The organism is Streptomyces sp. R33 (genome assembly GCF_041200175.1).
GTDB classification, from domain to species: Bacteria; Actinomycetota; Actinomycetes; order Streptomycetales; family Streptomycetaceae; genus Streptomyces; species Streptomyces katrae_B.
The window spans coordinates 776,635-800,534 of sequence record NZ_CP165727.1; the positions used below are offsets into that span (position 1 = coordinate 776,635).

Here is a 23,900-nt window from a genome sequence, read left to right on the forward strand (position 1 = left end):
CAGATGACGCTCCAGCACGCGCCCCGTCGTCGGCGCACCGTGCGGCGACTGCAGGCCACGTCGGCCGGAATAGCGACCGGTCTCCTCGTCACCGGCCTGCTCGCAGCGCCCGCTCAGGCGCAGTCCCGCACGGAAGCCAGCCCCAGCCCGGAAGCGCCGATCGGGACGGCCGCCCGAACGGTGGGCGACGCCAGCTACGAACCGGGCCCCTGCCCCAAGACGCCGGAACCGATCGAGGCGCTCGAGGGGGCCCGTTGCGGAACCCTCACCGTGCCCGAGAACCGCGCCAAACCGACCGGTAAGACGATCAAACTCGGTGTCGCGATCGTGCCCGCCCGGTCCGCCACACCGAAACCCGACCCCATCGTGTGGCTCGCGGGCGGACCCGGTGACGACGCGGTCGGGGAGGCGAAGATGGCGGTCGACGGCGGCCTGAACCGCGACCGCGACCTGATCCTCATGTCCCAGCGCGGCACGTACTCGGCCGAGCCGAACGTCCTCTGCCCCAACATCGACAAGTTCAACGCGCAAGCGGTCAGCCTCGTCTACGACGCTCCGTCCACCGAGCGCCTGCACGTCGCGGCCACGAAGGCCTGCCGCGACCAGCTGGCGGCCCGCGGGATCGACCTCGGCGCCTACAACGACACCGAGAGCGCCGCCGACTACGACGACCTGCGCACCGCGCTCGGCATCAAGCAATGGAACGTGTACGCCATCTCCTACGGCACCCACCTGGCACTCGTCTCCATGCGTCTGCACCCCGACGGGCTCCGCTCGGTGGCCCTCGACGGCATACTGCCGCCGTCCAAGGGCGGATCGGCCATGACCTGGAGCAGCGCCCGGCAGGGCATCGACGGCCTGTTCAAGGCCTGCGCGGACCAGCCCGCGTGCAACGAGCGCTACCCGAACCTGTCGGCCACCTTCGACAAGCTCGTACGCGACCTCGAAGCGAAGCCGGTCACGACCACCGTCACGCTCCCCGGGAGCGACAAGCCGGTGAAAGTCGTGCTGGACGGCGGGGCGCTGGTGAACTGGATGACCTCCGCCACCCACGTGGCGCCCCAAGTACCCATCGCGCTCGACGAGCTGGCGCACGGCAAGCCCCAGCGGATCGCCAAGCAGTACGCCGGCGGCAAGCTCAGCCCCCAGGCCATGGGCAGGACTGCGCACGGTCTCGTCTACGGCGTCTTCTGCAGCGAGTGGACGCCGTACGAGAGCCAGGAACAGGCGCTCCGAGGCGGACAGGAAGCATTCCCGTCGTTCCCCCGCTCGGTACAGGCCCAGGCTCCGCAGCTCACGTCCCTCCGTCCGGACTGCGACGTCTGGAACGTCCCCGCGGCGGCACCCTCGATCCGGGACGCCACACGCGGCGACATCCCCACCCTCGCCCTCTCGGGCAGCTTCGACTCCCAGACCGGCGCGGACAACGGGCCGTACGTCGCCCGTACGCTGAGCAAGGCCAAGGTCGTCACGATCCCCTACGAGCCGCACGTGGTGTTCGCCACCTCGAAGTGCGCCCAGGAGATCACCGCCTCGTTCTTCGACCACCCGGCCGCACCGAACACCGGATGCGTGAACAGCCTCGAACCGCCGGAGTTCGAGATCGGCCCGAAGAGCTGACCTCACATGAACGCACGTACAGCGCTGACCGCCGCCGGGGACGGCATCGGTCGGGCTGCCGAGGGGTCCACTGGCCACGGCGGCTGAGCGGCCCTGGGGGCCGGATTGTCAAGCCCCGACTTTCCGTGGCGTGACCGGGGCGCCCGGCCGGGGCGCAATGGAAGCACGGACGACGGCACGGAGGCGCAGACAGCACCCCCGCCCGTCCGGAGCCCGGCCCCCTCGACCCCGTAAGGACCCTCTCCCATGGCCGTCACCAGGACCCGACGCATCGTTCCCGCCCTCATGGTCGCCACCGCTCTCGCCACCGGCGGCGTCTCGCTGAGCAGCACCGCCTTCGCGGCCCCCAGCGCCGCACCCGCCAACATCACCACCGACGCCGACGACCCCGGCCTGGTGAAGTTCCTCAAGCGCTCCACGCTCGAGAAGATCTCCAAGGGCGGCGACCTCCTGACGAAGGTCCCCGCCGGCGGCGGCGCGACCGGTGGCGACACCGAGCCCCCGAAGGGTGGCAGCACAGGAGCGGCAGGCGGAGACACCGAACCCCCCAAGGGGGGTGGCGGCACCGGAGCGGCCACGGGCGGAGACACCGGCACCTCCAGCGGCATCCCCGACGACTTCGACTACGGGGTCTGGGTCGGCGTCGATCCCCGCTCGGGCCCCATCGTCAACTGAACCGTACCTAGACCACCGGCGGGTTGAGCCGCGCGAAGCCCTCCTGCCGGTGGTACGGGAAGTACGGGTACGGGGCCGTCCGGCTGCTCGCCGCGTCGAGCCTGGCCATCTGCTCGGGGGTGAGCGTCCAGCCCACGGCTCCGAGGTTCTGGCGCAGCTGTTCCTCGTTGCGGGCGCCGACGATGACGGAGGAGACGGTCGGCCGCTGCAACAGCCACCGCAGGGCGATCTGCGGGATCGCCTTCCCGGTTTCCTCCGCGATCTCGTCCAGGGCGTCGACCACCCGGTAGAGGTGCTCGTCCTCCACCGGCGGACCGTAATCGGCGGTGTCGTGCAGCCTGCTCCCGGCGGGCAGCGTCCGGCCCCGGCGGATCTTGCCGGTGAGCCGGCCCCAGCCCAGGGGGCTCCACACGATCGCCCCCAGCCCCTGGTCGAGGCCGAGCGGCATCAGCTCCCATTCGTAGTCGCGGCCGATGAGGGAGTAGTAGACCTGGTGGGCGACGTAGCGCTCCCGACCGCGGCGGTCGGCGGTGGCGAGGGATTTCATCGCCTGCCAGCCGGAGAAGTTGGAGACGCCGAGATGACGGATCTTCCCGGCCCGGACCAGGTCGTCCAGGGTGGACAGCACCTCCTCCACGGGGGTGCCGGCGTCGTAGGCGTGCAGCTGGAAGAGGTCGATGTAGTCGGTGTCGAGGCGGCGCAGGGCGTCGTCGACGGACGCGATCAGGCGGGACCGCGAGGTGCCCGCGTCGCCGGGGCCGTCGCCCGTGGGCAGACCGGCCTTGGTGGAGATCAGCACCTGGTCGCGGCGCCCCTTGAGGGCGGCCCCCAGCACCTCCTCCGACGCGCCGTCGGAGTAGACGTCGGCGGTGTCGAACATGGTGATTCCCGCGTCGATGCAGATGTCCACGAGGCGGCGCGCCTCTTCCATACCCGTCTGCCCCCAGGCGCCGAAGAGCGGTCCCCGTCCGCCGAAGGTTCCGGCGCCGAAGCTGAGCGCGGGTACCTGAAGCCCGGACGTACCCAGTCGCCTGTACTCCATGACGAATCCCCTCTCACGCACCCAACTAATGGGGCCGCGGTTCCGTTAAGATGGCCTCAGCGTAACAAGGCCCGACGGTTAATGGAACAGGAGTCCCGTTATGGAATTCGCGGAAGCCGAGGCCGAGGCCGACCCCGGGACCACCCGGCCCGGAGGGCGTACGGCGCGGGTGCGCACGGCGGTGCTGCGCGCCGCCGAAGACGTTCTGGCAGAGCGGGGCTTCGCCCATCTGGACCTGACCGACATCGCGCGCCGCGCGGAGGTCGGGAAGACGACGGTCTACCGCCGCTGGGGCACGGTCTCGGGTCTCGTGACCGATCTGCTGCTGGACATGGCGCAGCAGTCCGTACCGCGTACGGAGACGGGCTCGCTGCTCGGGGACCTGCGGGCCAACGCCCGTCTGGTGCAGCGGACGCTGGCCGATCCCCGGCAGGGTGCCCTGTTCAAGGCGGTGATCGCGGCCGGCACCTGTGACCCGAAGGCGGCTGAGGCGCTGTACGGCTTCTACACGGCCCGGGTCGAGGAATGGGCGCCGTGTGTCGAGCAGGCCGCCGCGCGCGGCGAGGTGCCGGAGGGCACCGACCCGCACGAGGTGATCCGCGCGGTGTCCGCCCCGCTGTACTACCGCCTCCTGACCACCGCCCTCCCGCTCGACGAGGCCACGGCCGACCGCTGCGCGACGGCCGCGGCGGTGGCCGCGCGTGCGGGGGCGTACGTACGCGAGGCGTAGCGGTCCGTTTGGCGTGGACGGGTTCCCGGGCCGAGCCCGGGAGGGGTCCCTACGGGGTGGTGCGGGCCGGGAAGGTGAAGGTGTAGCCCCGTGCGGTGAGCCAGGGCAGGTACTCCTTGAGCGCCGCGACCGTCTCGCTGCGGTCGCCGCCGCCGTCGTGGAACAGGACGGTCGGCTGCCGGGGCAGCTTGCCCTCCAGCGCGGCGACGATCGCCGGCAGGCCCGGCCGGCTCCAGTCCTTGGGGTCCACGCTCCAGCCCAGGGGACGCATCCCGCTCGCGGCGGCTATCGCACGGCTGTCGGGGGTGAAGGCGCCGCCCGGCGCACGGTAGTAGTTCACGGCGACACCCGGCACGGCCTTCTCGATCATGGCCTTGCCGTCCAGGATCTGCTGCCGCTGGAAGGCGACGGGCTTGTGGTCCATCGTCACGTCGTGGTCGACGGAGTGGTCGCACAGCTGGTGACCGTCGGCAGCGACCGCGCGCACCAGAGCGGGGTACTTCTGCGCCCGGGTTCCGATCATGCAGAAGGTGGCCTTGACGTGGTTCTGCTTCAGCACCTTGAGGATCTGCGGGGTCCAGCGGGGGTCCGGACCGTCGTCGATGGTGATGGCGACGTTGTGGCCCGGACCCTGGGCCAGCCGGGAGATCCCCAGCGGGATCGGGGTGGCGCCCTGGGCGGACCCGGAGTTGGCCGGCGACCGGCCCGCCGGGCCGTCCGCAGCGGCGAGCGCCGGTGTGCCGGCTGCTGCCAGAAGGCCGAGGACGGCCCCCGTCACGGCGAATCCCGCCCGCCGACGACGTACGGAACTGATGATGATGCCCATGGACGCGCTCTTCCTTTTGCGCTCGGCCCCCGGATCTCACGTTGCCGATCCAGGGTAGGTCACCCGTTCGGGGGATTTGTTCCTCCGATCGGCCGATTCGGCGCAGCCCTTGCGACACACCGGCAGCAGATCGCGCCGGGCGCCCTACCTGCTGTGCAGGATCTGGATCAGGTTGCCGCAGGTGTCGTCCAGAACCGCAGTGGTGACCGCGCCCATCTCGACCGGCTCCTGGGTGAACCGCACGCCGAGCTCACGGAGCCGGTCGAACTCCGCGGGCACGTCCTCCACGAGGAAGGCCGCGAGCGGGATGCCTTCCTTGGCCAGCCCGTCCCGGTACGCCTTCACCACAGGGTGCCCGGCGGGCTCCAGCAGCAGTTCGGTCCCGTCGGGCGCCTCCGGGGAGACCACGGTCAGCCAGCGGTCCTCGCCCAGCGGGACGTCGTGCTTCTTCACGAAGCCGAGCACCTCGGTGTAGAAGCGCAGGGCCTTCTCCTGGTCGTCGACGAAGACACTCGTCCGGTGGATCTTCATGGGGTGCTCCCCGGGTGTCGGGCCTGAGCCACCGTGTCGCGATGCGCTCAAGGGGTTCGGTGTTCCGATCGTGGAACTTGTAGCGGCAGGCGGCTTGCCCATCAAGTCCCGCCGGCGTGTCAGGTGCCGCCGGAAGCGTTCGACTGGTTCAGCCAGACCCCGATGCTCGGCAGCGCCCCGGGCCCGCTGTCCCGCTCCACCGAGCCCACGAGGTCGGCGATGGAGACACCCTGCAGCGACGCCCGCCAGGCGGTGTCGGCAGCGGCCATCACGCGGGCGACGGCGCACGGCTTCGTGCAGTCCTGGGGCGGGGTCCCGAGCGGGCCCCGCTGGCGGATCTCGGTGCACACGAAGGCCGGGCCGGGCCCGTCGACGGCCTGCACCACGTCCAGCACCGTGATCTCGGAGGCGGCCCGGGTCAGGGCGTACCCGCCCGTCTTGCCCTGGACGGACGTCACGAGGCCCGCCCGGGACAGGGCCTGCATCTGCTTGGCGAGGTAACTGGGCGAGACGTCGTGCAGCCGCGCCAGCCGGGCCGCCGGGACCGGCTCGGTCGCCGCGGTCAGCACCACACAGCAGTGCAGCGCCCACTCCACGCCACCGGACAGCTTCATGCACCCTCCCGTTTGACTCGGACCCAGAATATCCGAGTATCATCTCGGACAAGACTTATCCGAGTTTGCACCGCGGCCGCTCGCGGCACTCGGCTCACGGAAAGGGCACGGCCATGAAGATCACAGTCATCGGCGGCACCGGACTGATCGGTTCCCAGCTCGTCTCCAGGCTCCGCGAGGCCGGACACGAGGTGGTCGTCGCATCCCTCTCGAGCGGGGTCGACCTGCTCACCGGCGCGGGGCTCGACCAGGCGCTCGAAGGCGCGGACACGGTCGTCAACGTGACGAACTCCCCCACGTTCGACGAAGCCTCCCCGGACTTCTTCCGTACCACCATGGGCAACCTGCTGGCGGCGGGCGAGCGCGCGGGGGTCGGCCATCAGGTCATCCTCTCCATCGTCGGAGTCGACCAGGTGCCGCAGCTGGACTACTACCGCGCGAAGACGCTGCAGGAGGACCTGCTGCGCACCGGCCCCACCCCGTACTCGATCGTGCGCGCCACCCAGTTCTTCGAGTTCATGGACGCTGTCATGTCCTGGACCGCCGACGACCACACCGTCCGGCTGCCCGCCACACCCGTCCAGCCCATCGCGACGGCCGACGTGGTCGAGGCGCTGGCCGACGTCGCCACCGCCAAGCCGCTGGACGGCACACTCGACGTCGCGGGCCCCGACGTCTTCACGCTGGACGAGCTCGGCCGCCTCACCCTGTCCGCCCGGCAGGATCGGCGCACTGTCGTCACCGACGCGCAGGCGGGCATGTTCGCGGCCGTCTCCGGCGACGTCCTCGTCGCAGGCCCGGACGCACGCCTGGCCCCCACCCACTACAAGGACTGGCTCGACACCCCCTAGGGTCCGCGGGTCCGCAACGACCCGGCGAACGTTGCCAGTCACAGCATCGGGGGGCAGGCAAGCGATTTCCCCTGCCCCCCGCTCCCACCCACCGGATCCAGCCAAACCTCCCCTCCAGGGACCCCCGCAACCCGGCCAGTGCCCGGAACGATCAGCCGACAGGGCGGAGCCGACCGCGTGAGCAGGTCGGCCAGATCCGGCTGCTCCGGCCCTCACGCTGCTGTGTACTCACTCCCTCCAGTTCCCCGGACAGCGCAGCGGCGCCTCCCCCGGCCTCGGCCGGCGGGCTGCGCCGCCATGCCCTGCGCCGGTGAACCGGGTTCCCTCACAGCCGAGTTGGAGGAGCCGCAGAATGACGCAGCAGAAGGCCGGGAAGCCGAAGGACACCGCGCTGCCCGCGCCACCGGAGTTCAAGTTCACCTGGGGCCGGCACAACGAGACGATGGAACGGCTGTCGCTCGCCCAGATGGCCCGCCGCGTACCCGCCGCCCTCACACAGACCGCGAAGCTGGCCTGGGCGGTGAACCGCACGGCATTCACCTGGCTCGTGTGCGCCCAGCTGCTCGGCGGGGTGTGCACGGCCGCCTCCCTCGCCGCGGTCTCGAGGGCCATGGGACCTCTGCTCGCCGGCGGTACCGCCGAGCAGCGCATCGCTGCCGCCACGTGGCCCCTGGTCGCCACCGCGGCCATGACCGCCTTGGGGGCGCTGGCTTCCATCGCCTCGGGCAGCGCCGCCCGGCGCCTGAACCCCGGCATGTCCACGATCGCCGACCTGGCCATGGTCGACGCCCACATGGACGTCGAGCTGGCCGCCTACGACGCCCCCGACTTCACCGAGCGCTCCGAAGCGGCGGAAACGGGATCGGCCCGCTCCTCCATGCTGCTGCAGGACGCGCTCGGCTTCACCGGCGGCCTGATCGACATGCTCGCCGTGGCGTCGGTGCTGTCCGTCGTACACCCGCTGCTCCTGCCGCTCCTGCTGCTGTCGGTGATCCCGCGGGGCCTCGGCTCGGTCTTCGCCGCACGCCTCGACTACCGCCTCCACAACGAGACGGTTGCCTCCCGCAACATCCGCCACATGATGCGCTGGCATCTCACGACCCCCAAGCTGGCCGACGAGCTCCGCGGCAACAGCATGCGGACGTACGCGCACCACTGGTACGCGGCCGTCTGCGAGCGGATCGACTCCAAGATGGTCAGCTCCGCCCCGCGCTACCTGACCGTGTACCTGGCCGCGGCCGCCGTGTCCGGTCTGTTCATCCTCCTGACCTGGTTCTCCCTCGGCGCCCTGGTGATCGGCGGCTACATGGCCGTGGGCGCGGCCGGCACCGCCATCGTCGCCATGCGGACGTCCACCGCGGCCCTGTCGCAACTCGTCGTGTACGGAGCGGCGATGTTCCAGCACGCCCTCTACCTCGGCGACTACGCCGCCTTCATCGCGCAGTCGGCCGAGCAGTCCGTACCGCGCGGGGCGCAGGTGCTCGACGCCCCGCAGAAGATTCGGATGGAGGGGGCCTCGTACACGTATCCGGGCAAGGACACCCCGGCGCTCGGACCGGTCGACCTCACCCTGAACCGCGGGGAGGTGGTCGCCCTCGTCGGGGAGAACGGCGCCGGCAAGTCCACGTTCATCCGGCTCCTGACGGCTCTGACGACCCCGACGGCGGGCAGCGTGTCCTGGGACGGCGTGCCGACGTCGGACGCCGACCAGCGTTCGGCGTGGACCCACGTCGGGCTCGTCACCCAGTCGTACGGGTACTGGCCCTTCTCGACCCGCGAGAACATCACCCTCGGCCGGCCCGACGCCCGCGGTGAGGAGGCCGTCTGGGAGGCCCTGGCCGCCGTCGGAATGAAGGAGGCCGTACAGGAATTCCCCCATGGCCTGGACACGCTGCTGGCGCGGTCCCTGTGGGGTGGCCACGAGCCCTCGGGCGGCCAGTGGCAGCGTCTGGCGTGCGGCAGGGCCTTCCACCGGCGGCCGGCGCTCCTCGTCATGGACGAGCCGACGTCGGCGATGGACCCGCGCGGGGAGCACATGGTGTTCTCCGGGCTCCGGGACATGAAGGACGACCGGATCACGGTGATCGTCACGCACCGGATGGAAAACTGCCGCCTCGCCGACCGGATCATCGTCCTCGACGCCGGGAGGATCACGGAGCAGGGCACGTACGAGGAACTGGTGCGGCTGGAGGGCTCCTTCGCCGAGCTCGTGCGGCTCTCCCGGGACCGGTAGGCCGGGCTCTCGCAGGGGCGTGGGCGTGGTGCACCGTGCTGCGCCGCGTCCCCTGCGGTCGCGCGAATTCCCGGGCGTCAGGCGTCAGGCGTCAGGTCAGGACGACGACCTTGTGCATGCCCTTGACCGCATGCGGGAGGCCGGTCTTCGCGTCCGGGACGAAGCACATGAGTACGTACGTGCCCGGGGGCAGGTTCCGGGTCTCCAGCAGCGCGGAGCGGCCGGGAGAGAGCATGCCGAGGCCGACGGGCCGTCCGGTGTAGGGCAGCGGACCGGGCGCGGTGCGGTCGAAGACGGCTTGGATCTGGGCGTCCGTGGTGCCGGGTGCGACGGGCTGCACCGCCATCTCGTGCAGCTCGCCGGAGGAGTTGTGCACCAGGATGCGGCCCACGGCCCGGTCCAGGCCGCGGACGTCGAAGCGGGGGCCGTCCGCGGTGTCCCGTTCGATCACCAGGCCGTCGGCGAAGTCCGTCAGGCTCCCGGACCTCTTGGGGCCCTGGAGCTGAAGCGTGCGCGTGACCGGGTGGGCCGGGTCCGCGAGGAAGGCCCCGAAGTCCAGCAGGACGAGCTCGCCCGCGGTGATCGGAGCGGTGAACGTCTCCGGGACCGACGGTGTGACCTGTGCCCCGCCGAACAGCTCCGCCTCGTCGCGCACCGCGGATATGCCCTCGGCCGTGGGAACGGGCTGGTGACTGACGGCCTTGGCGAGGTCGGCCAGCACCTGGTCCACCGTCACACCGGGGTGCGGCCGGAAGGCCTGCAGGAAGTGTCCGTTCGGGTCGTCCGTCCTGACCCGGAAGGACACCATGCCCGCCTGCGCGGACTCCGGTGCCTCGATCCCCGACGCCGTGATCCGCACGTCGACCGGCCTCGGCGCGCGCAGGCCGAGGCCGGCCTGGTCCTGGGGGGCGCCGTCGTCCGCAGTGTCCGCGACGGCCGGACCGCCGAGGGAGGTGGCGAGGACGAGCGCGGCCGCGGCCGTCGCTCGCACCCCGTGCTTGAGCAGTGCGCTACGCATGGGTCTCCTGTCGTGGAATGGCCCCGGACAGGGCTGCACCCTCGGGGCCCGGGCGGTGTCAGCCACGCACGCTACGGGTTCGATCAACGACACCGGTGCCGGAACTGACGTATTCGACTCAGACGTCGGCCGCAATGGCGGCGGAGCACAGCGAAGGCGTCCCGTGCCGGTCAGACCCTTCCTCCTTCGCGCTCCCCCACTTGGCGCAAGCGTCGTTGAGCTGCACCGACCATGATCAATACCCTGCCGACCGGCGCGTGATCTCGCGTCTGTCGGAGGGAAGGCGAGCGACCCCCAGTGAAACTCCCGATGTTGCAGCGCATGGCCCGGCTCACCGCGGCGACCGCGCTGCTGACACTGCTCGGCACCGCCCCCGCCGGTGCGGACGGCCCATGGCAGCAGGTGGGCGGCGACGCCCGTAGCGGTGTCAGCGGCATCGCGTTCGAAGGCCGTACCGAGGACGGAGCCGGCGTACACGCACTGGTCGTGCACGACAACAAGGGGACGGGGCAGAAGCGCCTGTCCCGGATCACCCACTGGGAGGGATCGGACGGCATCTCCCCGATCACCTGGAACGGGGCCGAGCCCGTCGACCTGGAGGCCATCGAAGCCATCCCCCAGATGCCGGAGGAGTACCTGGCGCTCGCCGGTCGCGGCATCGTCTACCGCCTGAGAGTCGTCGGCAGTACGGCGACGGTCGTGGACTACGCCGCGCTGCCGGCGATCGGGGAGGGCGACGACTTCGAGAGCTTCGCGCTCGTGGCCCAGAACGGACAGCTCGCCGCCCTGTGGGCTGACCGCGGAGCAGGTGCGGCGCGTCCCGCAATGCTGTACTCGGCGCCCCTCACGTTCGCCTCGTGGGGGCAGCCGCAGTTCGGCAGCGTGACCCGCCGGGCCTACCGGGCGACGTACCCGACCGACGACGAGACGCGGCACATCTCCGACATCTCGGTGACCGACTCCGGCCGGATCATCGTGAGTTCGGCGGCGGACGCCGGCGACGACGGCCCGTTCGACTCCGCGGTGAGCGAGGCGGGCCGGGTGACCGTATCGGCGTCCGGCCGGGTACGTGTCACGCTCGCGGCGTCCCCGACCGTGCTCGGGACCTTCCCGCAGTACAAGATCGAGGGGGTGGAGTGCCTGCCGGGATCCACCGACGCGGTCCTCGGCACCGACGACGAGAACCTCGGCGGATACCTCCGCAGCATGCCCTTCTGCGGGGTCTGACCCGCGACAGCGGTATCGGCGCCCGGCTGGTGGCCGGACGCCGATACCGCCGGTGACCTCGCCCACGGTGAAGGCCCACATAGGCCGTAGGGAGTATCCACTCATCCGTACGGCCCGCCTTCACGGGTGTTGAGCGGGGGCGGGCGGGTGCCGACGTTAGCGTCGGCTGCGGCGACCATCGACGCCGCGGCGGACCCGGACATGCCTCACGGGGCATCGCTCGTCGCCATGGAAACGCCACTTCGGTGTCGTGCACTGCAGGAGGTTGTGATGTCGGGTACCGCGGCATGGGCGGCGCCGGAACAGCGGAACACGGTGCGAAGCCGAGGGGGCGGGGGTACCTGGTGGACGTTGCTGCGGTCCTGGTTCGCGGGGCTCGCGGTACTGGCCGGGATGATCGTCCCGCTCGCCTCGGCAACACCTGCCGCCGCGCAGGCCAGAACCCTCGCCTACGTCACCAATGCCTTCTCGGGCACCGTGTCGGTGATCGACACCGCCACCAACACCGTCACCGACACCATCCCCGTCGGCAGTCGCCCCGAGGGTGTGGCGGTCACTCCGGACGGCACCCGTGTCTACGTCGCCAACTCCGATGGCACCACCGTGTCGGTGATCAGCACCGCCTCCAACGCCGTCACGGCCACCATCACCGTCGGCAGAGGCCCCCGCGGCGTGGCGATCACCCCGGACGGCACCCGGGCCTATGTCACCAACTCCATCAGCGGCACCGTGTCGGTGATCAGTACCGCCACCAACACCGTCACCGCCACGGTCTCCGTCGGCATGGCCCCTCGTGGTGTGGCGGTGGGATCCAGCGTCTACGTCGCCAATCCCGGCTCGAACACCGTGTCGGTGATCGACATCGCCTCCAACACCGTCACCGCCACCATCGACGTCGGCACCTTCCCCCAAGGTGTGGCGGTCAATCCGGACTCCGCCTACGTCACCAACACCAATGACGGCACCGTGTCCGTGATCGACGCCGCCGGCAACGGCATCGCCGCCACCATCCCCGTCGGCTCCTCCCCGCTGGGAGTGGCGGCCGCCCTGGTCGGTGGCGCCAACGTCTACGTCACCAACGCCACCTCCCCGGGCACCGTGTCGGTGATCAACTCCGCCAGCAATACCGTCACCGCCACCATCCCCGTCGGTTCCCTCCCCCAGGGGGTGGCGGTCATCCCGGATGCCTCCCGCGTCTACGTCACCAACGTCGGCTCGGGCACGGTGTCGGTGATCGACTCGGCCGCCAATGCCGTCACCGCCACCGTCAATGTCGGCGACGGCCCCGTCGCCGTGGCGATCGGGACCATCCCCGTGCTGGAGCAGCCGCGGATTGCGACCACGCTGACGCTGAAGGCGGAGAAGAAGAAGGAGGAGAAGGGCCAGGACGGGCGGGGTGTCATGGCCGGCGGCGGCCTCGCCCTGAAGGCCAGGCTGACCACCGGAGGCGAGCCCGTGGACGGCAAGCCGATCGAGTTCACCACCGACTCCGTCTCGCTGTGCACCGACACGACCGACAGCAGGGGCCACGCCTTCTGCAAGGTACCGCGCAGGTATGACGACGAAGCGTGCTACACCGCCACCTTCGCCGGCGACGCCACCCACGGCCCGTCCACCGCCACCGCCTGCACGAGGAACCACCACGGGAGGCCGGCTCCCGCCGTAGGCTGAAAACCCGGACGTGAGGGACGGGAGGCCGGGGTGGCCGGGACGACGGTGGCCGAGGTGATGGCCGAGCTGCCGCCCGAAGGCGTTCGAGCGTGACGAGTTGGACGTGATGTTGCGCGGGGCGCGCAACCCAAGGTGCACGACTGGCTCGTGAACTACGTGGTGAAGAAGAACCCGCACTCCGAAGAGCTACGCGTCGCGTGGTCGGCCGATCCGGATCCCGTGGTCGCCAGTGCCGGCTGGGCGCTGACCACCGAGCGCGTGACGAAGAAGCCCGAGGGCCTCGACCTCGCGGGGCTGCTCGACGTCATCGAAGCGGAGATGAAGGACGCCCCGGACCGGCTTCAGTGGGCGATGAACCACTGCCTGGCGCAGATCGGCATCGACCACGCCGAGTACCGCGCCCGTGCCCTCGACATCGGTGAGCGCCTGGAAGTGCTCAAGGACTACCCGACCTCTCCGGGCTGCACCTCTCCGTACGCACCCGTCTGGATCACCGAGATGGTGCGCCGCCGGTGACGTGCGGGAGACCCCGCGCCGGCCGTCACCTCACGGTGGCGGCCGGCGTCACGGCATGCGGGGTGGACGTCGACGGCGGGACGCCACACTGACGCGTGCTTGTCGCCGTGGTCGTGGCGGTGTGCAGGACGGGCCACGTACGCGGTGGTCAGGCGGTGGTCGCCACCGGCTCGTTCTCGGCCTGGGCCGGTACCGCGGCCGGGGCTTCGGCGGGCGTGTTGTTGTGCTGGATCGCCGTGTAGTAGACGGTGGAGCCCTGCTTGGCGCGCTCCGCAAGGCTGCGGGCCACCAGACGCTCGGTGGTCGTGCGCACGAGATTGTCGCTGAGGTTGCGCTCCGGGTGCGCGGTGGTGAGGGCCTGGGCGATCTCGCGGGCCGTCTTCGGCTCCGTCTGGCCGCTCAGGTGCTGGTGGATGAGCTCCGTGAGCGGGACCGGCTTCTCCTTGGACGCGGGGGCCTTCTCCGCCACGGGCTTCTTCGCCGCAGCCTTCACGGCAGTTGCCTTCTTGACGGTGGTCCGCTTCGCGGTCGCCTTCTTCGCGGTGGCGGTGGTTGCGGTCTTCGTCCCCGCGGCCTTCGTGGCGACCTTCGTCGCGGTCTTCGTCGCGGTCTTCTTTCCGGGGCGCGGGGCGGGCACCGCAACCGTGGTGTCGCCGATGGCCGCCCGCATTCCGATGAGGAGTTGCTGGTCCTGCTCCAGAGCGGTCAGGTGCTCCTGCAGGGACGCGATCTCCTTGCGGATCCGCTCCTGCTCGGCGGTGTTCAGCTCGAGGTCGGCGGTGACCTTTTCGACGTACTGGGACTTGAGGGTTTGCTCCTGTGCGGCCATGAGGGCTCCTCGATAGGTGGTGTTGCCTGCGGACTCTACCCAGGTCACCTGTGAGGTGTGTGGGTTTGAGCGATACCGGATACTCGCCTGCTGGGGACGAGGCGCGGTAGAGCACGGTGTCCGGGTGGGCAGGTGCGCGTCCTGCGGCGTACCTGACGAGCGCCCAGTACCCGCAGGTCAGTTCGGGTGTTCCCTCGTGTGGGGATCGTGGCCTGTGTGCGGTCGATTCCGAGGCCGACGGCTCGAGCGATCGAAGCGGAGACACAACAACACCCACGCCGAGGTCGGCCGCACACCGCCCGCGGCGCGATCGACGAGCACGTTGCCCGCCCGGCCGCAGCCCGTGACCTGGAATCGGTCCCGGAACTCGTCTACGGTGCGATCTGCCACCCGCGAGCGCGGCCGCCACGTGGGTCGGCGAGGATGACGGGGTCACCCGTCCCCAACACGTGAGGAGCGTCAGCGCAGATGCCCCCGCCCGGTCTCGGCGCCAAGCCACCGACGATCGCCGATGTCGCGCGCGTCGCCGGGGTGTCGCGTACGACGGTCTCACATGCCCTCAACGGGCTCGGCAAGGTCGACCCCCGCACACGGGAGCGGATCAAGCAGGTTGCCGCCGAGCTCGGCTACCGGCCCAACCTCCGGGCGCAGCGGTTGCGGCGCGGGCAGGCCAAGGCCATCGCACTGGCGTCTTCCATGCCGTTCGCGGTGGCCGGCGGGCCGTCCCGGCTCGGGTTCTACATGGAGATCGCCGCCGCCGCGGCCGAGAGCGCGCTGCTGCACGACTACGCGCTCGTACTCGTACCGCCCGTCCGGTCCGGCTCCGGGCTGCAATCGGTCGACATCGACGGGGCCATCGTCGTCGAGCCGGACGTGAACGACCCGGCGGCTGCCCTGCTGCGGGAGCGCGGGCTGCCGTACGTGGCGCTCGGCAGGCCCGTCTCGCCGGACGAGGAGGCCCCGTACGTGGACCTGCACGGCGGGCTCGTCGCCGAAATGCTGCTCGCCCATCTGCACGCGCAGGGCGCCACGCAGCCCGCACTGATCATCGGCTCGGGCGAACGGCACTCCTCCGTCGACGCGCGCGAAGCGTACGAGCGCATCGCGGCCGAGTACGGCTGGGCACCTGTCGTCGCGACCGCCCCCGAGGCGGGCGGGGAGCAGGCCGGCTACGAGCGGTGCGCGGCCCTGCTCGCCGAACAACCCGGGATCGATGCGGTCTGTGCGCTGGTGGACGCCTTCGCGGTGGGTGCGGTCCGGGCGATCCGGGACAGCGGGCGGGCCGTACCGGATGACGTCATGGTCGTCACCCGGTACGACGGACTGCGCGCCCGTACCTGCGATCCGCTGCTCACGGCCGTCGACCTGCACCTGGACCGGGCAGCGGCCGACGCGGTGGAGCTCTTGCTGGGGCGGCTTCAGGGAGGGGAGGCGGCCACCGTCGGGGTGGCCGCGCCGCCCGCGCCCCGGCTGGTCGTACGGGCGTCTTCGCTGCGGGTCACGCCCCCAGCATGAGGACCAGCCCGGAGACCAGCGCGAAGGCCAGCACGAACAGGCGCATCCTGTGTGCGTCCAGCCGGTGGTGCACCAGGCGGCTCAGCCACGCTCCGGCAGTGATCGCAGGCAGGAGCACGAGGGCCCAGCCGAGGTCCTGCGGGCGCCCCCGCCCGGTGGCGAACAGCAGGATCAGCGAGGCCACTTCGCCGACGAGGAAGCAGACGGCGACGGTGGCACGGAGCTCGGCCGGCGGCCGGTGCTGGTAGACGAGCGCGAGCGGTGGGCCGCCCACGCCGGTCGCGGTCTCCGTCAGCCCCGTCACCGCGCCCGCTCCGACGTAGGCGGCCCGGCCGGGGGTGAAAGCGGGAGCGGCGAGGCTCACCACGGCCGCCAGCACGGTGGCGATGCCCACGAACAGGCCGAGGCTGCGGTGCGGGATCAGCCAGAGCAGTGCCAGGCCGCCGGGGGTGGCGCCGAGCCTGGCGGCGGTGATCCAGCCGGCACCCCGCAGATCGAGTGCGCCCCACTCGCGCCAGGCGACGTACAGGTTCAGCGGGATCATCGACGCCAGGACGAACACCGGGAGCAGGCCCGGATCGAGGATCCCGGCCACGGGGGCGACGATCAGGGCGAAGCCGAGTCCGCTGCTGCCCTGGACGAACGCGGCGAGGGCCACGGCGAGGGCGAGTACCGCGAGCGTCTCGGGGCTCATCGTGCGGTGCTCCGCTCGCGTGCTGCGGTGGAGGTGGGGTGTACCCGGGTGATGGGGGCCCTTTCCACTGCGGCGCGGGCCAGTTCGGCCGCTCGCCGTACGAGCGCGGGGCCGTCCCATCCGGTGGGCCGGCCGCACCACAGGCGCATCCGGCCCGCGACGAACACGGCGGTGATCTGGTCGCGGTTGCCACGTCGTACGAGCTCCCACGGCAGGTCCCAGGACAGCGCGAGTTCGGGGGTGGTGACGTCGGCGAGGAGGAAGTCGGCGGCCAGGCCCTCGGCGACGGTGCCGGTACGGGCGCCCAGGCCGACGGCGTCGGCGCCGTCCCGCGTGGCGTGCTCGAGCCAGGTCCACCCGGCGCCGCACGACGAGTCGCCGGTGGTGAGGCCGTAGGCGATGCGCTGGGCGAACTCGGCTGCTTCGGCGAGCCGGAATCCGTCCCCCCGGGTGCCGTCGGTGCCGAGCCCGAAGCGGATGCCGCGCTCGGCCATGGCCGTGGCCGGGGCGACGGCGTTGCCCTTCCAGGCACTCGCGACGGGGTTGTAGCTCACGGCGGTGCCCGTGTCGGCGAGCAGGGTCAGCTCGCGCGGGGTGAGCAGGGTGGCGTGTGCGGCGAGCAGCTGGGGGCCGAGTGCGCCGAGGTGGTGCAGGTACTCGAGCGGGCGCAGGCCGTGCCGTACCAGGGAGCGTTCGACGCCGGCCAGGTGCTCGTTGACGTGGATCTGTACGGTGGCCCCGGCTTCCGCGGCGAGCCGGGCGGTGCGCCGGAGGGTGGCGGCCGTGGCCGCCTCGGGGACGGACACGGCGAGCGAGGCATGGACGAGCGGGTCGCCTTCGTACCGGGCCAGGTGCTTCCCCGCACCGTCGAGTGCGGAGGGGCCCTCCGTCCCCGTCCCGGCGTCGTCCCCCGTCCCGGCGTCGTCACAGACGAGTCCCAGGACGCAGCGGATGCCGGCGTCACGAGTGGCGGAGGCCACGACGTCGATGTCCACACCGGTGCGGTTGCCGGCGTCGGCGACGGTGGTGAACCCGCCCCGCAGCGCTTCGAGCGCCGCCAATTTGGCTGATGTGTACGCCGATTCCTCGTCCAGAGCGCCCTCCAGTGGCGCCCAGACCCGGCGGAAGATCTCCGACGGCTCCCCGTAGGCGAGCGCGGAGCCGAAGCTCTGCGTGAGGTGGTGGTGGGCGTCGACGAAGCCGGGCATCAGGAGGTGGCCGGGCAGTCGTACGGGGTCGAGATGCGCGTGGGTGCGCCCCAGCTCCTCGGCGGGGCCGACGGCGCGGAACGTGCCGTCGGCGACGACCACCGCCATGCCGTCGGCCGGGCCTTCGGGCAACAGCACGGCGTCCGGTACGAGGAGGAGCGGGCCGGGCCCGTCGAGGAGGTCGCGGATGAGCTGGTTCATCGGCCGGTCTTTTCGCTTTCCGTACGGGCGCGGGCCGCGCGGGCAACGACGCAGGGCCTGACGTGGTGGAAGAGGAGGTTGAGTACGACGGCGACGCACGCGCCGACGGCGACACCGCTTTCGAGAAGGATCCGGAGGTTCGGCGGGAAGGCCGCGTACACACCGGGGATCAGGATGGGCAGCAGGCCGAGCGCGAGGGCGACGGCGCAGACGAAGGTGTCGGTGTGCCGGTCGAGGTCCGAGCGGCCGAGCATCTGTATGCCGAGCACGGTGATGACGGCGAACACGACCATGGCGGTGCCGCCGATGACGGCGGACGGGATGACGCTGATGGCGCGGGTCACGGGCGCGAGGAAGCCGATGACGATGAGGACGATGCCGGCCGCGGCGGTGACGAAGCGGCTGCGGACGCCGGTGACGCGGACGATCCCGATGTTCTCGCCGCTCGTCACCATCAGCGGCAGTCCGAAGAAGCCACCGGCGAGGGAGGTGAGTGCGTCTCCCCTGATGGTCTTGGGGACGGCGGTGCGCCGGTCGATCTCCTTGCCGACGGCCTCGGCGTTGATGACGGTCTGGCCGGTGGCCTCCGCCATGGAGGCGAGGCTGTAGAGCATCAGCGGCAGCGCGGCGACGAGGCTGAACCGGGGGGAGCCGAAGGGCAGCAGCTGCGGCGCGTTGACCAGGCCGTCCTGGGCGGCGCGCCCGAGGTCGACGGCGCCGAGGACTGCGGCGAGCACGGTGCCGGCGAGCAGGCCCAGCATGACGGCGAGTTGGCGCAGGATGCCGGTGAACAGCAGGTAGAAGACGACGGTGAACCCGATCGTGGCCACGCCGAGCCCGAGGTTGGTGGGGTCGCCGAAGCCCGGTTCACCGGGGCGGCCGGTGACGAGGACGGCGCCGACCTTCACCAGGTTGACGCCCACGATGACGATCATCGTGCCGATGACGAGGGCCGGGAAGAAGGCCAGCAGCCGCGAGAAGACGGGGAGGACGACGAAGGAGAAGGCGGCGGTGAGGACGACCGCCCCGGTGGCCGTGCGCAGACCGTGCTGCTCGGCGATGGCGAGGAAGAGGATCAGGGGCGCGCCGCCCGGCAGCATCACGAACGGGAGCCGGGGGCCGAACTTCCAGGGTCCGAGCGACTGGATGAGCGAGCCGACGCCGGAGAGCACGAAGGCCGCGGAGAGCAGGTCGACGGTGAGGTGGGAGTCGAGGCGGAGGGTGGCGCTCATCAGGAAGATCGCCGAGATCGGGGTGGCGGCCATGACGAGGACGTGCTGGATTCCGAAGAGGAGGATCCGGGCGAAGGGGCGGGACTCGTCGACGGGGTGGACGCCGCCGGGGTGCACGCCGTCGGGGTGCGGACCCTCGGGGTGCGGACCCTCGGGGTGGCCGGCCGGGGGGTCGGCCGACTCCGGCGTCGGTGGCTGCTGCGTTCCGGGGATGGTCTGGCGGGGACTGGACACGTTCGAGCTCCGATCGGCGTTCGACACGCATGAGTTCAGCCGTGATCCGGCCCTGGACGGAGAGCCAAAGCGAGGTGGCCAAATCGATTTGGCCGCCAGTATCTGAGGGCCTCGGACGGCCGTCAAGGGTTCCGTGCGGCCCGGTAGGCCGCCACCCCCACATGGTCAACGGTGGAGACGGCCATCGCGGTTGGGAACCACGAGGCCGTGGAGACCGTCCGGTTCGGGGAGGGGTGGTTCGGGCATAGGCTTCGCTCGGCACGGGCGCAGCAAGGGGGCGGAATACATGACGGCTGAGACACCACACACGTGGAGGTCGACCCTCGATTCGGTCGTGGTGTACGCGCAGGGCGCGGTCTGCCGCCGACTGGCCCGGGGCAGTGTGCCTGCGAACGGCCGGCTGCGGGTGACGGGACTGCCCCGCTCACTGGACCCCGGTTCACTGCGGGTCCGTGTCCTGGGCGCCACCCCCGCAGTGTGCGTCACCGAGGCCCGGGTGGAGGTCGAGGCCGAGCCCCTCGGCACCGGCGCACCCGAAACGCTGCGGCGCGAGGTCGAGCGGCTGCGCGAGGAGCACGCTGCCGCGCAAGGGCGCCGGGACCGGCAACTGGGCCTGATCGAGGAGGTCAGGGGTCTGCACCCGGTGCCGCCGCCCCGCAAGCGCGACGACCCGCACCGCCGCACCCCGGTCGACGCGTGGCTGGGGCTCGCCGACTTCGTCGAGGAGCGGCTGACACGACTGCACGCCCGTCTCGTCGAGCTGGAGGAGGCGCTGCGCCGCGCCGAGCACGAGCTCGCCGTCGCCGCGGACAGGCTCGCCCGCGCCTCCACCGACGCACCGCCGGCACACGTGGAGACCACGGTCTCCGCGGCCCTCACCCTCGACGCCTCCAGTGACGCGGAGGCAGAGTCGAACGCGCAGACGGAGCTGGAGCTGGAGCTGGAATACGCCGTGCCCGGCGCCGTCTGGGTGCCCGCCTACCGGCTCACCCACCGTCAGGGCGACGGCACCGGCCGGCTGGTACTGCGCGCCTCGGTCGCCCAGCGCACAGGCGAGGACTGGACCGGCGTGCACATCGCCTTCGCCACCGCCGACCTGCGGCGCCGCACCGACCTGCCGAGGCTCCGCTCGATGCGGATCGGACGCCGTCAGCCCGCCACCGCGCCCTCCGGCTGGCGCGAGCCCCCGGCGGGGCTCGCCGACCTGTTCGCCGGGTACGAGGCGGCCGGCCCCCGGCCTGCCCTGCGCCCGGCCCCGCCGGCCCCGCGCCCGGCAACTGCGGGCGTCCGGGCCGGATCCGCATCCGGTCCCGTACCACCGCCGCCCCCACCGCCGTCGGTGCCGATGCCGCCGGCACCGCAGGGCTACGGTGCGCCGACCGGCGCGTTCCCGGTCCCGGGCGGTGTGGACGCGGCGGCCCCGGCGGTTTTCGGCGCCCCCATGCCCGCCGCCATGCCCGCCCCCGCTCAGCCCTCCCGGTCCCGGGCGGCCGGCAGGCCGGGCGGCGGCGGCTTCGGCGCGGCCCCCGCCGGCATGGCTCCGCCGGCTCCCGCGACTCCCGGCGGGCCCCCGCCACCGCAGCCTCCGCCGCCTCTGGCCGGTCCGCCGCAGCCGAGCGGTGCCGAACTCGACTACGCCGCCCTCGTCCTGTGCGGCCCCGACGAGCACGGCGGTCGCCGGGGCAGGCTGTTCCCCGGCTCTCCGCTCGACCCGGAGGCGGCCGCGTGCCGCCGCCGCGCCGAAGCGGTGGCCACGCTGCCGCTGCCCGGGCACGCCGTGCGTCCCCGCGAGTCGGCGGGTTCCTTCGACCACCGTTTCGATGCGGCCGCCCGCGCCGACATCCCGTCGGACGGCACCTGGCACACAGTCACCGTCGGCGAGATCCCGGTCGGCCTGCGCACCGAGTACCTCTGCGTACCGTCCGTCGAGCCGACCGTGTACGCGACGCTGCTGCTCTCCAACGCGACCGACCAGGCGCTGCTGGCCGGCCCGGTGGAAGTCACCGTCGACGGCGATTTCCTGCTGACCGCCGCACTGCCCACGCTCGCCCCCGGCGGTGTCCGCCGGGTGGGCCTCGGACCGGCCGAGGGCATCCGGGTCATCCGTCGTACGAACCTGCACGAGTCCACCTCGGGCCTGCGCAACAACACCACCGTGCTCGACCACCGCGTCCACGTGGAGCTGGCCAACCGGCTCGCGCGGCCCGTCACCGTCGAGGTCCGCGAGCGGGTTCCCGTCACCACCGAACAGGACGTCCGGATCGAGGAACGGGCCGACTGGACGAGCCCCGAGGCCGGTACGGGGCCCGAGCACCACGCCCCGGGCACCCGCATCTGGCGGGTGGACCTGCCCGCCGGCGCCACCGCCGCCCTCGACGGCGGCTACGAGATCCGCATCCCGGCCGGCAAGGCCCTGGTCGACGGCAACCGCAGGAGCTGACACACCATGTCCACGGCCCCGAAGCCGATCGCCCTTCCCGTCACCGCCGTCACCTGCCTGGAGGACCGCGCCCACGTGGAGCGCGCCGTCGTGCTCGACCTCGACGCCGGAGTCCAGCGGCTGCGTCTCGGGCCGGTCACTGCGCTGGCGGTGGACCGTACCCTCCACGCCGAGCTGACCGCCGATCACCCCGCGACCGTGCTCGACGTACGGATCGTCCGCACCTGGACACCGCGCGGGCCGCTGCCGTCCGCCGACGACTCCGCCCTGAGCCGGCGCGTGCACACCCTCGAGGAGGAGCGGCTCGTCCTGGAGCAGCGCCGCGATCGGCTGCGTTCCCGCCTCGACTCGCTCGGTCGTCTCGCCGCCGATCTCCTGCGGGAGATCGGCGAAGGCGCCGGTTACGGCGAGACCGAAGGGCCCCGCTGGGCCGGCGAACTGGACCGGGTGGACGCAGAGCGCGACGCGCACGGTGAGCAACTCCGCGCCGCGGAGGCACGGCTGGCCACCCTCGATGCCGAACTCGGGGCGGTCCAGCGGGCCATGGCCCGCTCCGAGGAGGAGCCCGCCGAGCTGGTCGGCCATGTCGAGCTGACCGTGGAGGCCGCAGCGGCCGGGCCGGTCGGGCTGCGTCTGAGCCACCTCACCCCGTGTGCGCTGTGGCGGCCCGCCTACCGGGCCGTGCTCGAAGGGGACTCCCTCACGCTGGAGACCGCCGCGATGGTCTGGCAGCGCACCGGCGAGGACTGGTCGGACGTACGGCTGACCTTGTCGACGGCCCGGTCCGCGTCGGCCACCGAGCCGCCGCGACTGGGCGAGGACCGGCTGACGCTCAAGGACCGCTCCGCCGCGGAGCGCCGCACGGTCGACGTCGAGCTGCGCGAGGAGGAGATCGGGGACCTCGGTCCGGCACCGGTGCTCGGCCTGCCGGGGGTGGACGACGGCGGCGAGGCGCGGGTGCTGAGCGTTCCCGCAGCCGTCTCCGTGCCCGGGGACGGCCGCGCGCACCGGATGCCGGTGTCCGCCTTCACCACGGCCGCGAGCAGCGAGTACGCATGCTCACCGGAGCTGTCGCCGCTGATCACCCAGGTCGCGCGGTTCGCCAACGTGTCCGGGCATGCGCTGCTCGCCGGTCCCGTGGACCTGGTCCGCAGCAGCGGGTTCAGCGGCCGCGGCACGGTGGACTTCACCGCTCCGGGTGCCCCGGTCGAGCTCGCCTTCGGCAGCTGCGACGACCACACGGTGGTCCGGCAGGCCGAGGAGACCCGCACCACCGCGGGGATCACGCAGCGGACCGTGGTCACGCGGACGGTTCAGCTGCACCTGTCCCGCTTCTCCGCCCCCGGGGAGCAGGGTGAGCGGGTGGTCGCCCTGCGGGAGCGGATCCCGGTGTCCGAGGTCTCGGCCGTGGAGGTGCGTCTGCGCAAGGAGGCCTGTTCACCGGCGCCCGACGGGGTCGACGCCGAGGGCATCGTCCGCTGGGACGTCGCACTCCCACCCGGCGGCCGCCGTACGGTCACCCTGGTCTACGAACTGTCGGCGAGCGCCAAGGTCGCCGGGATCTGAGCCCTGCCCCGGGCGGCGGAACACCGGCCGCCCGGGGTGGCTCGGCGCGCCTTTCATGACCCGGCGACGGCTTCCTCGACGCTCGGGTACAGGGAGAGGACGGTATCGGTGCCCGTCAGGGCGAAGAGCCGGCGGAGCTGCTCCCTGGGGGCGGCGATGCGAAAGGTGGTGAGCTGGTTCAGCGTCAGCAGCAGGTTCAGGAACGACGAGTCGCCGAAGGTGACGGAGCCGGCGTCCAGCACCACCACCCGGTGCTCGTCCGCGGCCGAGCGGAGCGCCTCCTCGAGAGGGGCCAGCGTGTCCTGGTCGAGCTCCCCGTGCGCGGCCACCACCCACCCGGCCCCGGCCGGGTAGCCGTCCCCGACCACGCCTTCGTGGTGCGTGTCCCCTGCTCCGGTCATGTCCGCCTCCCCGGATCGTCACCTGT

General features: G+C 72.0%; 20 protein-coding genes and 2 pseudogenes. 11 read left to right on the top strand and 11 right to left on the bottom strand.

Annotated elements, in window-relative coordinates; all coding sequences use genetic code 11:
* Window positions 1-3 precede the first annotated feature (3 nt).
* A complete protein-coding gene (locus AB5J51_RS03940) occupies window positions 4-1,620 on the top strand; it encodes an alpha/beta hydrolase (RefSeq protein WP_369776855.1) in 1,617 nt (538 codons plus the stop codon).
* Window positions 1,621-1,866: 246 nt separating this feature from the next.
* Window positions 1,867-2,295, top strand: a complete 429-nt coding sequence (locus AB5J51_RS03945) for a hypothetical protein (RefSeq protein WP_133895696.1) — start codon at window positions 1,867-1,869, stop codon at window positions 2,293-2,295.
* Between the two features lie 7 nt (window positions 2,296-2,302).
* Here the strand turns inward: AB5J51_RS03945 and AB5J51_RS03950 are convergent, their stop codons facing one another.
* A complete protein-coding gene (locus AB5J51_RS03950) occupies window positions 2,303-3,337 on the bottom strand; it encodes an aldo/keto reductase (protein ID WP_369776856.1) in 1,035 nt (344 codons plus the stop codon).
* Window positions 3,338-3,437: 100 nt separating this feature from the next.
* Between AB5J51_RS03950 and AB5J51_RS03955 the strand changes: the two genes are divergently transcribed.
* Window positions 3,438-4,067 carry a TetR/AcrR family transcriptional regulator gene (locus AB5J51_RS03955; RefSeq protein WP_053788818.1) on the top strand — a complete coding sequence of 210 codons (630 nt, stop codon included), beginning with the start codon at window positions 3,438-3,440 and terminating at the stop codon, window positions 4,065-4,067.
* A gap of 49 nt (window positions 4,068-4,116) precedes the next feature.
* Here AB5J51_RS03955 and AB5J51_RS03960 read toward each other — a convergent pair whose 3' ends face one another.
* From AB5J51_RS03960 to AB5J51_RS03975, 4 genes and pseudogenes are all read right to left on the bottom strand, one after another.
* A complete protein-coding gene (locus AB5J51_RS03960) occupies window positions 4,117-4,893 on the bottom strand; it encodes a polysaccharide deacetylase family protein (protein ID WP_136227042.1) in 777 nt (258 codons plus the stop codon).
* 144 nt (window positions 4,894-5,037) lie between these two features.
* Complete coding sequence (locus AB5J51_RS03965) at window positions 5,038-5,424, bottom strand: VOC family protein (protein ID WP_136227041.1); 387 nt, start codon at window positions 5,422-5,424, stop codon at window positions 5,038-5,040.
* A pseudogene (locus AB5J51_RS03970) lies at window positions 5,414-5,509 on the bottom strand (transcriptional regulator); the annotation flags it as partial. The pseudogene AB5J51_RS03970 and the gene AB5J51_RS03965, both read right to left, overlap by 11 nt.
* 34 nt (window positions 5,510-5,543) lie before the next feature.
* Window positions 5,544-6,038: an Rrf2 family transcriptional regulator gene (locus tag AB5J51_RS03975; RefSeq protein ID WP_369776857.1), complete on the bottom strand. Its 495-nt coding sequence runs from the start codon at window positions 6,036-6,038 to the stop codon at window positions 5,544-5,546.
* Window positions 6,039-6,151: 113 nt separating this feature from the next.
* Here AB5J51_RS03975 and AB5J51_RS03980 point away from each other — a divergent pair, with 113 nt between their 5' ends.
* Entirely contained in the window at window positions 6,152-6,889 is a 738-nt protein-coding gene (locus AB5J51_RS03980) for an SDR family oxidoreductase (RefSeq protein ID WP_369776858.1), read from the top strand.
* Between the two features lie 352 nt (window positions 6,890-7,241).
* Window positions 7,242-9,122, top strand: coding sequence for an ATP-binding cassette domain-containing protein (locus tag AB5J51_RS03985; protein WP_369776859.1), 1,881 nt, complete (start codon window positions 7,242-7,244; stop codon window positions 9,120-9,122).
* Between the two features lie 91 nt (window positions 9,123-9,213).
* Here the strand turns inward: AB5J51_RS03985 and AB5J51_RS03990 are convergent, their stop codons facing one another.
* Window positions 9,214-10,140 carry a hypothetical protein gene (locus tag AB5J51_RS03990; protein WP_369776860.1) on the bottom strand — a complete coding sequence of 309 codons (927 nt, stop codon included), beginning with the start codon at window positions 10,138-10,140 and terminating at the stop codon, window positions 9,214-9,216.
* A gap of 321 nt (window positions 10,141-10,461) precedes the next feature.
* Here AB5J51_RS03990 and AB5J51_RS03995 point away from each other — a divergent pair, with 321 nt between their 5' ends.
* The 3 genes and pseudogenes from AB5J51_RS03995 to AB5J51_RS04005 all read left to right on the top strand — a co-directional run.
* Window positions 10,462-11,367: a hypothetical protein gene (locus AB5J51_RS03995; protein WP_369776861.1), complete on the top strand. Its 906-nt coding sequence runs from the start codon at window positions 10,462-10,464 to the stop codon at window positions 11,365-11,367.
* 270 nt (window positions 11,368-11,637) lie between these two features.
* Window positions 11,638-13,038, top strand: a complete 1,401-nt coding sequence (locus AB5J51_RS04000) for a beta-propeller fold lactonase family protein (RefSeq protein ID WP_369776862.1) — start codon at window positions 11,638-11,640, stop codon at window positions 13,036-13,038.
* A gap of 67 nt (window positions 13,039-13,105) precedes the next feature.
* Window positions 13,106-13,554, top strand: a pseudogene (locus tag AB5J51_RS04005) (DNA alkylation repair protein); the annotation flags it as partial.
* A 148-nt stretch (window positions 13,555-13,702) separates the two neighbouring features.
* Here the strand turns inward: AB5J51_RS04005 and AB5J51_RS04010 are convergent.
* Window positions 13,703-14,383 carry a hypothetical protein gene (locus tag AB5J51_RS04010; protein ID WP_369776863.1) on the bottom strand — a complete coding sequence of 227 codons (681 nt, stop codon included), beginning with the start codon at window positions 14,381-14,383 and terminating at the stop codon, window positions 13,703-13,705.
* Between the two features lie 468 nt (window positions 14,384-14,851).
* Here AB5J51_RS04010 and AB5J51_RS04015 point away from each other — a divergent pair, with 468 nt between their 5' ends.
* On the top strand, window positions 14,852-15,898 hold the full coding sequence (locus tag AB5J51_RS04015) for a substrate-binding domain-containing protein (RefSeq protein ID WP_369776864.1): 1,047 nt from the start codon (window positions 14,852-14,854) through the stop codon (window positions 15,896-15,898).
* On the opposite strand, the gene AB5J51_RS04020 is transcribed toward AB5J51_RS04015, so the two are convergent.
* The 3 genes from AB5J51_RS04020 to AB5J51_RS04030 are packed head-to-tail and all read right to left on the bottom strand — an operon-like array spanning window position 15,882 to window position 19,467.
* Window positions 15,882-16,592 carry a TSUP family transporter gene (locus AB5J51_RS04020; RefSeq protein ID WP_369776865.1) on the bottom strand — a complete coding sequence of 237 codons (711 nt, stop codon included), beginning with the start codon at window positions 16,590-16,592 and terminating at the stop codon, window positions 15,882-15,884. The genes AB5J51_RS04015 and AB5J51_RS04020 overlap by 17 nt on opposite strands.
* Window positions 16,589-18,001 carry an amidohydrolase family protein gene (locus AB5J51_RS04025; RefSeq protein ID WP_369776866.1) on the bottom strand — a complete coding sequence of 471 codons (1,413 nt, stop codon included), beginning with the start codon at window positions 17,999-18,001 and terminating at the stop codon, window positions 16,589-16,591. Before AB5J51_RS04025 ends, AB5J51_RS04020 begins: the two co-directional genes overlap by 4 nt.
* Window positions 17,998-19,467 (bottom strand): uracil-xanthine permease family protein, encoded by a 1,470-nt coding sequence (locus tag AB5J51_RS04030; protein WP_369776867.1) that lies wholly within the window; start codon window positions 19,465-19,467, stop codon window positions 17,998-18,000. The genes AB5J51_RS04025 and AB5J51_RS04030 overlap by 4 nt, the downstream gene beginning before the upstream one ends.
* 286 nt (window positions 19,468-19,753) lie before the next feature.
* Between AB5J51_RS04030 and AB5J51_RS04035 the strand changes: the two genes are divergently transcribed.
* Both AB5J51_RS04035 and AB5J51_RS04040 read left to right on the top strand, forming a co-directional pair.
* Window positions 19,754-21,907 carry a DUF4139 domain-containing protein gene (locus tag AB5J51_RS04035; protein WP_369776868.1) on the top strand — a complete coding sequence of 718 codons (2,154 nt, stop codon included), beginning with the start codon at window positions 19,754-19,756 and terminating at the stop codon, window positions 21,905-21,907.
* Window positions 21,908-21,913: 6 nt separating this feature from the next.
* Window positions 21,914-23,473: a DUF4139 domain-containing protein gene (locus AB5J51_RS04040; protein WP_136227032.1), complete on the top strand. Its 1,560-nt coding sequence runs from the start codon at window positions 21,914-21,916 to the stop codon at window positions 23,471-23,473.
* A gap of 53 nt (window positions 23,474-23,526) precedes the next feature.
* On the opposite strand, the gene AB5J51_RS04045 is transcribed toward AB5J51_RS04040, so the two are convergent.
* Window positions 23,527-23,874, bottom strand: coding sequence for an STAS domain-containing protein (locus AB5J51_RS04045; protein ID WP_136227031.1), 348 nt, complete (start codon window positions 23,872-23,874; stop codon window positions 23,527-23,529).
* Between the last annotated feature and the right edge of the window lie 26 nt (window positions 23,875-23,900).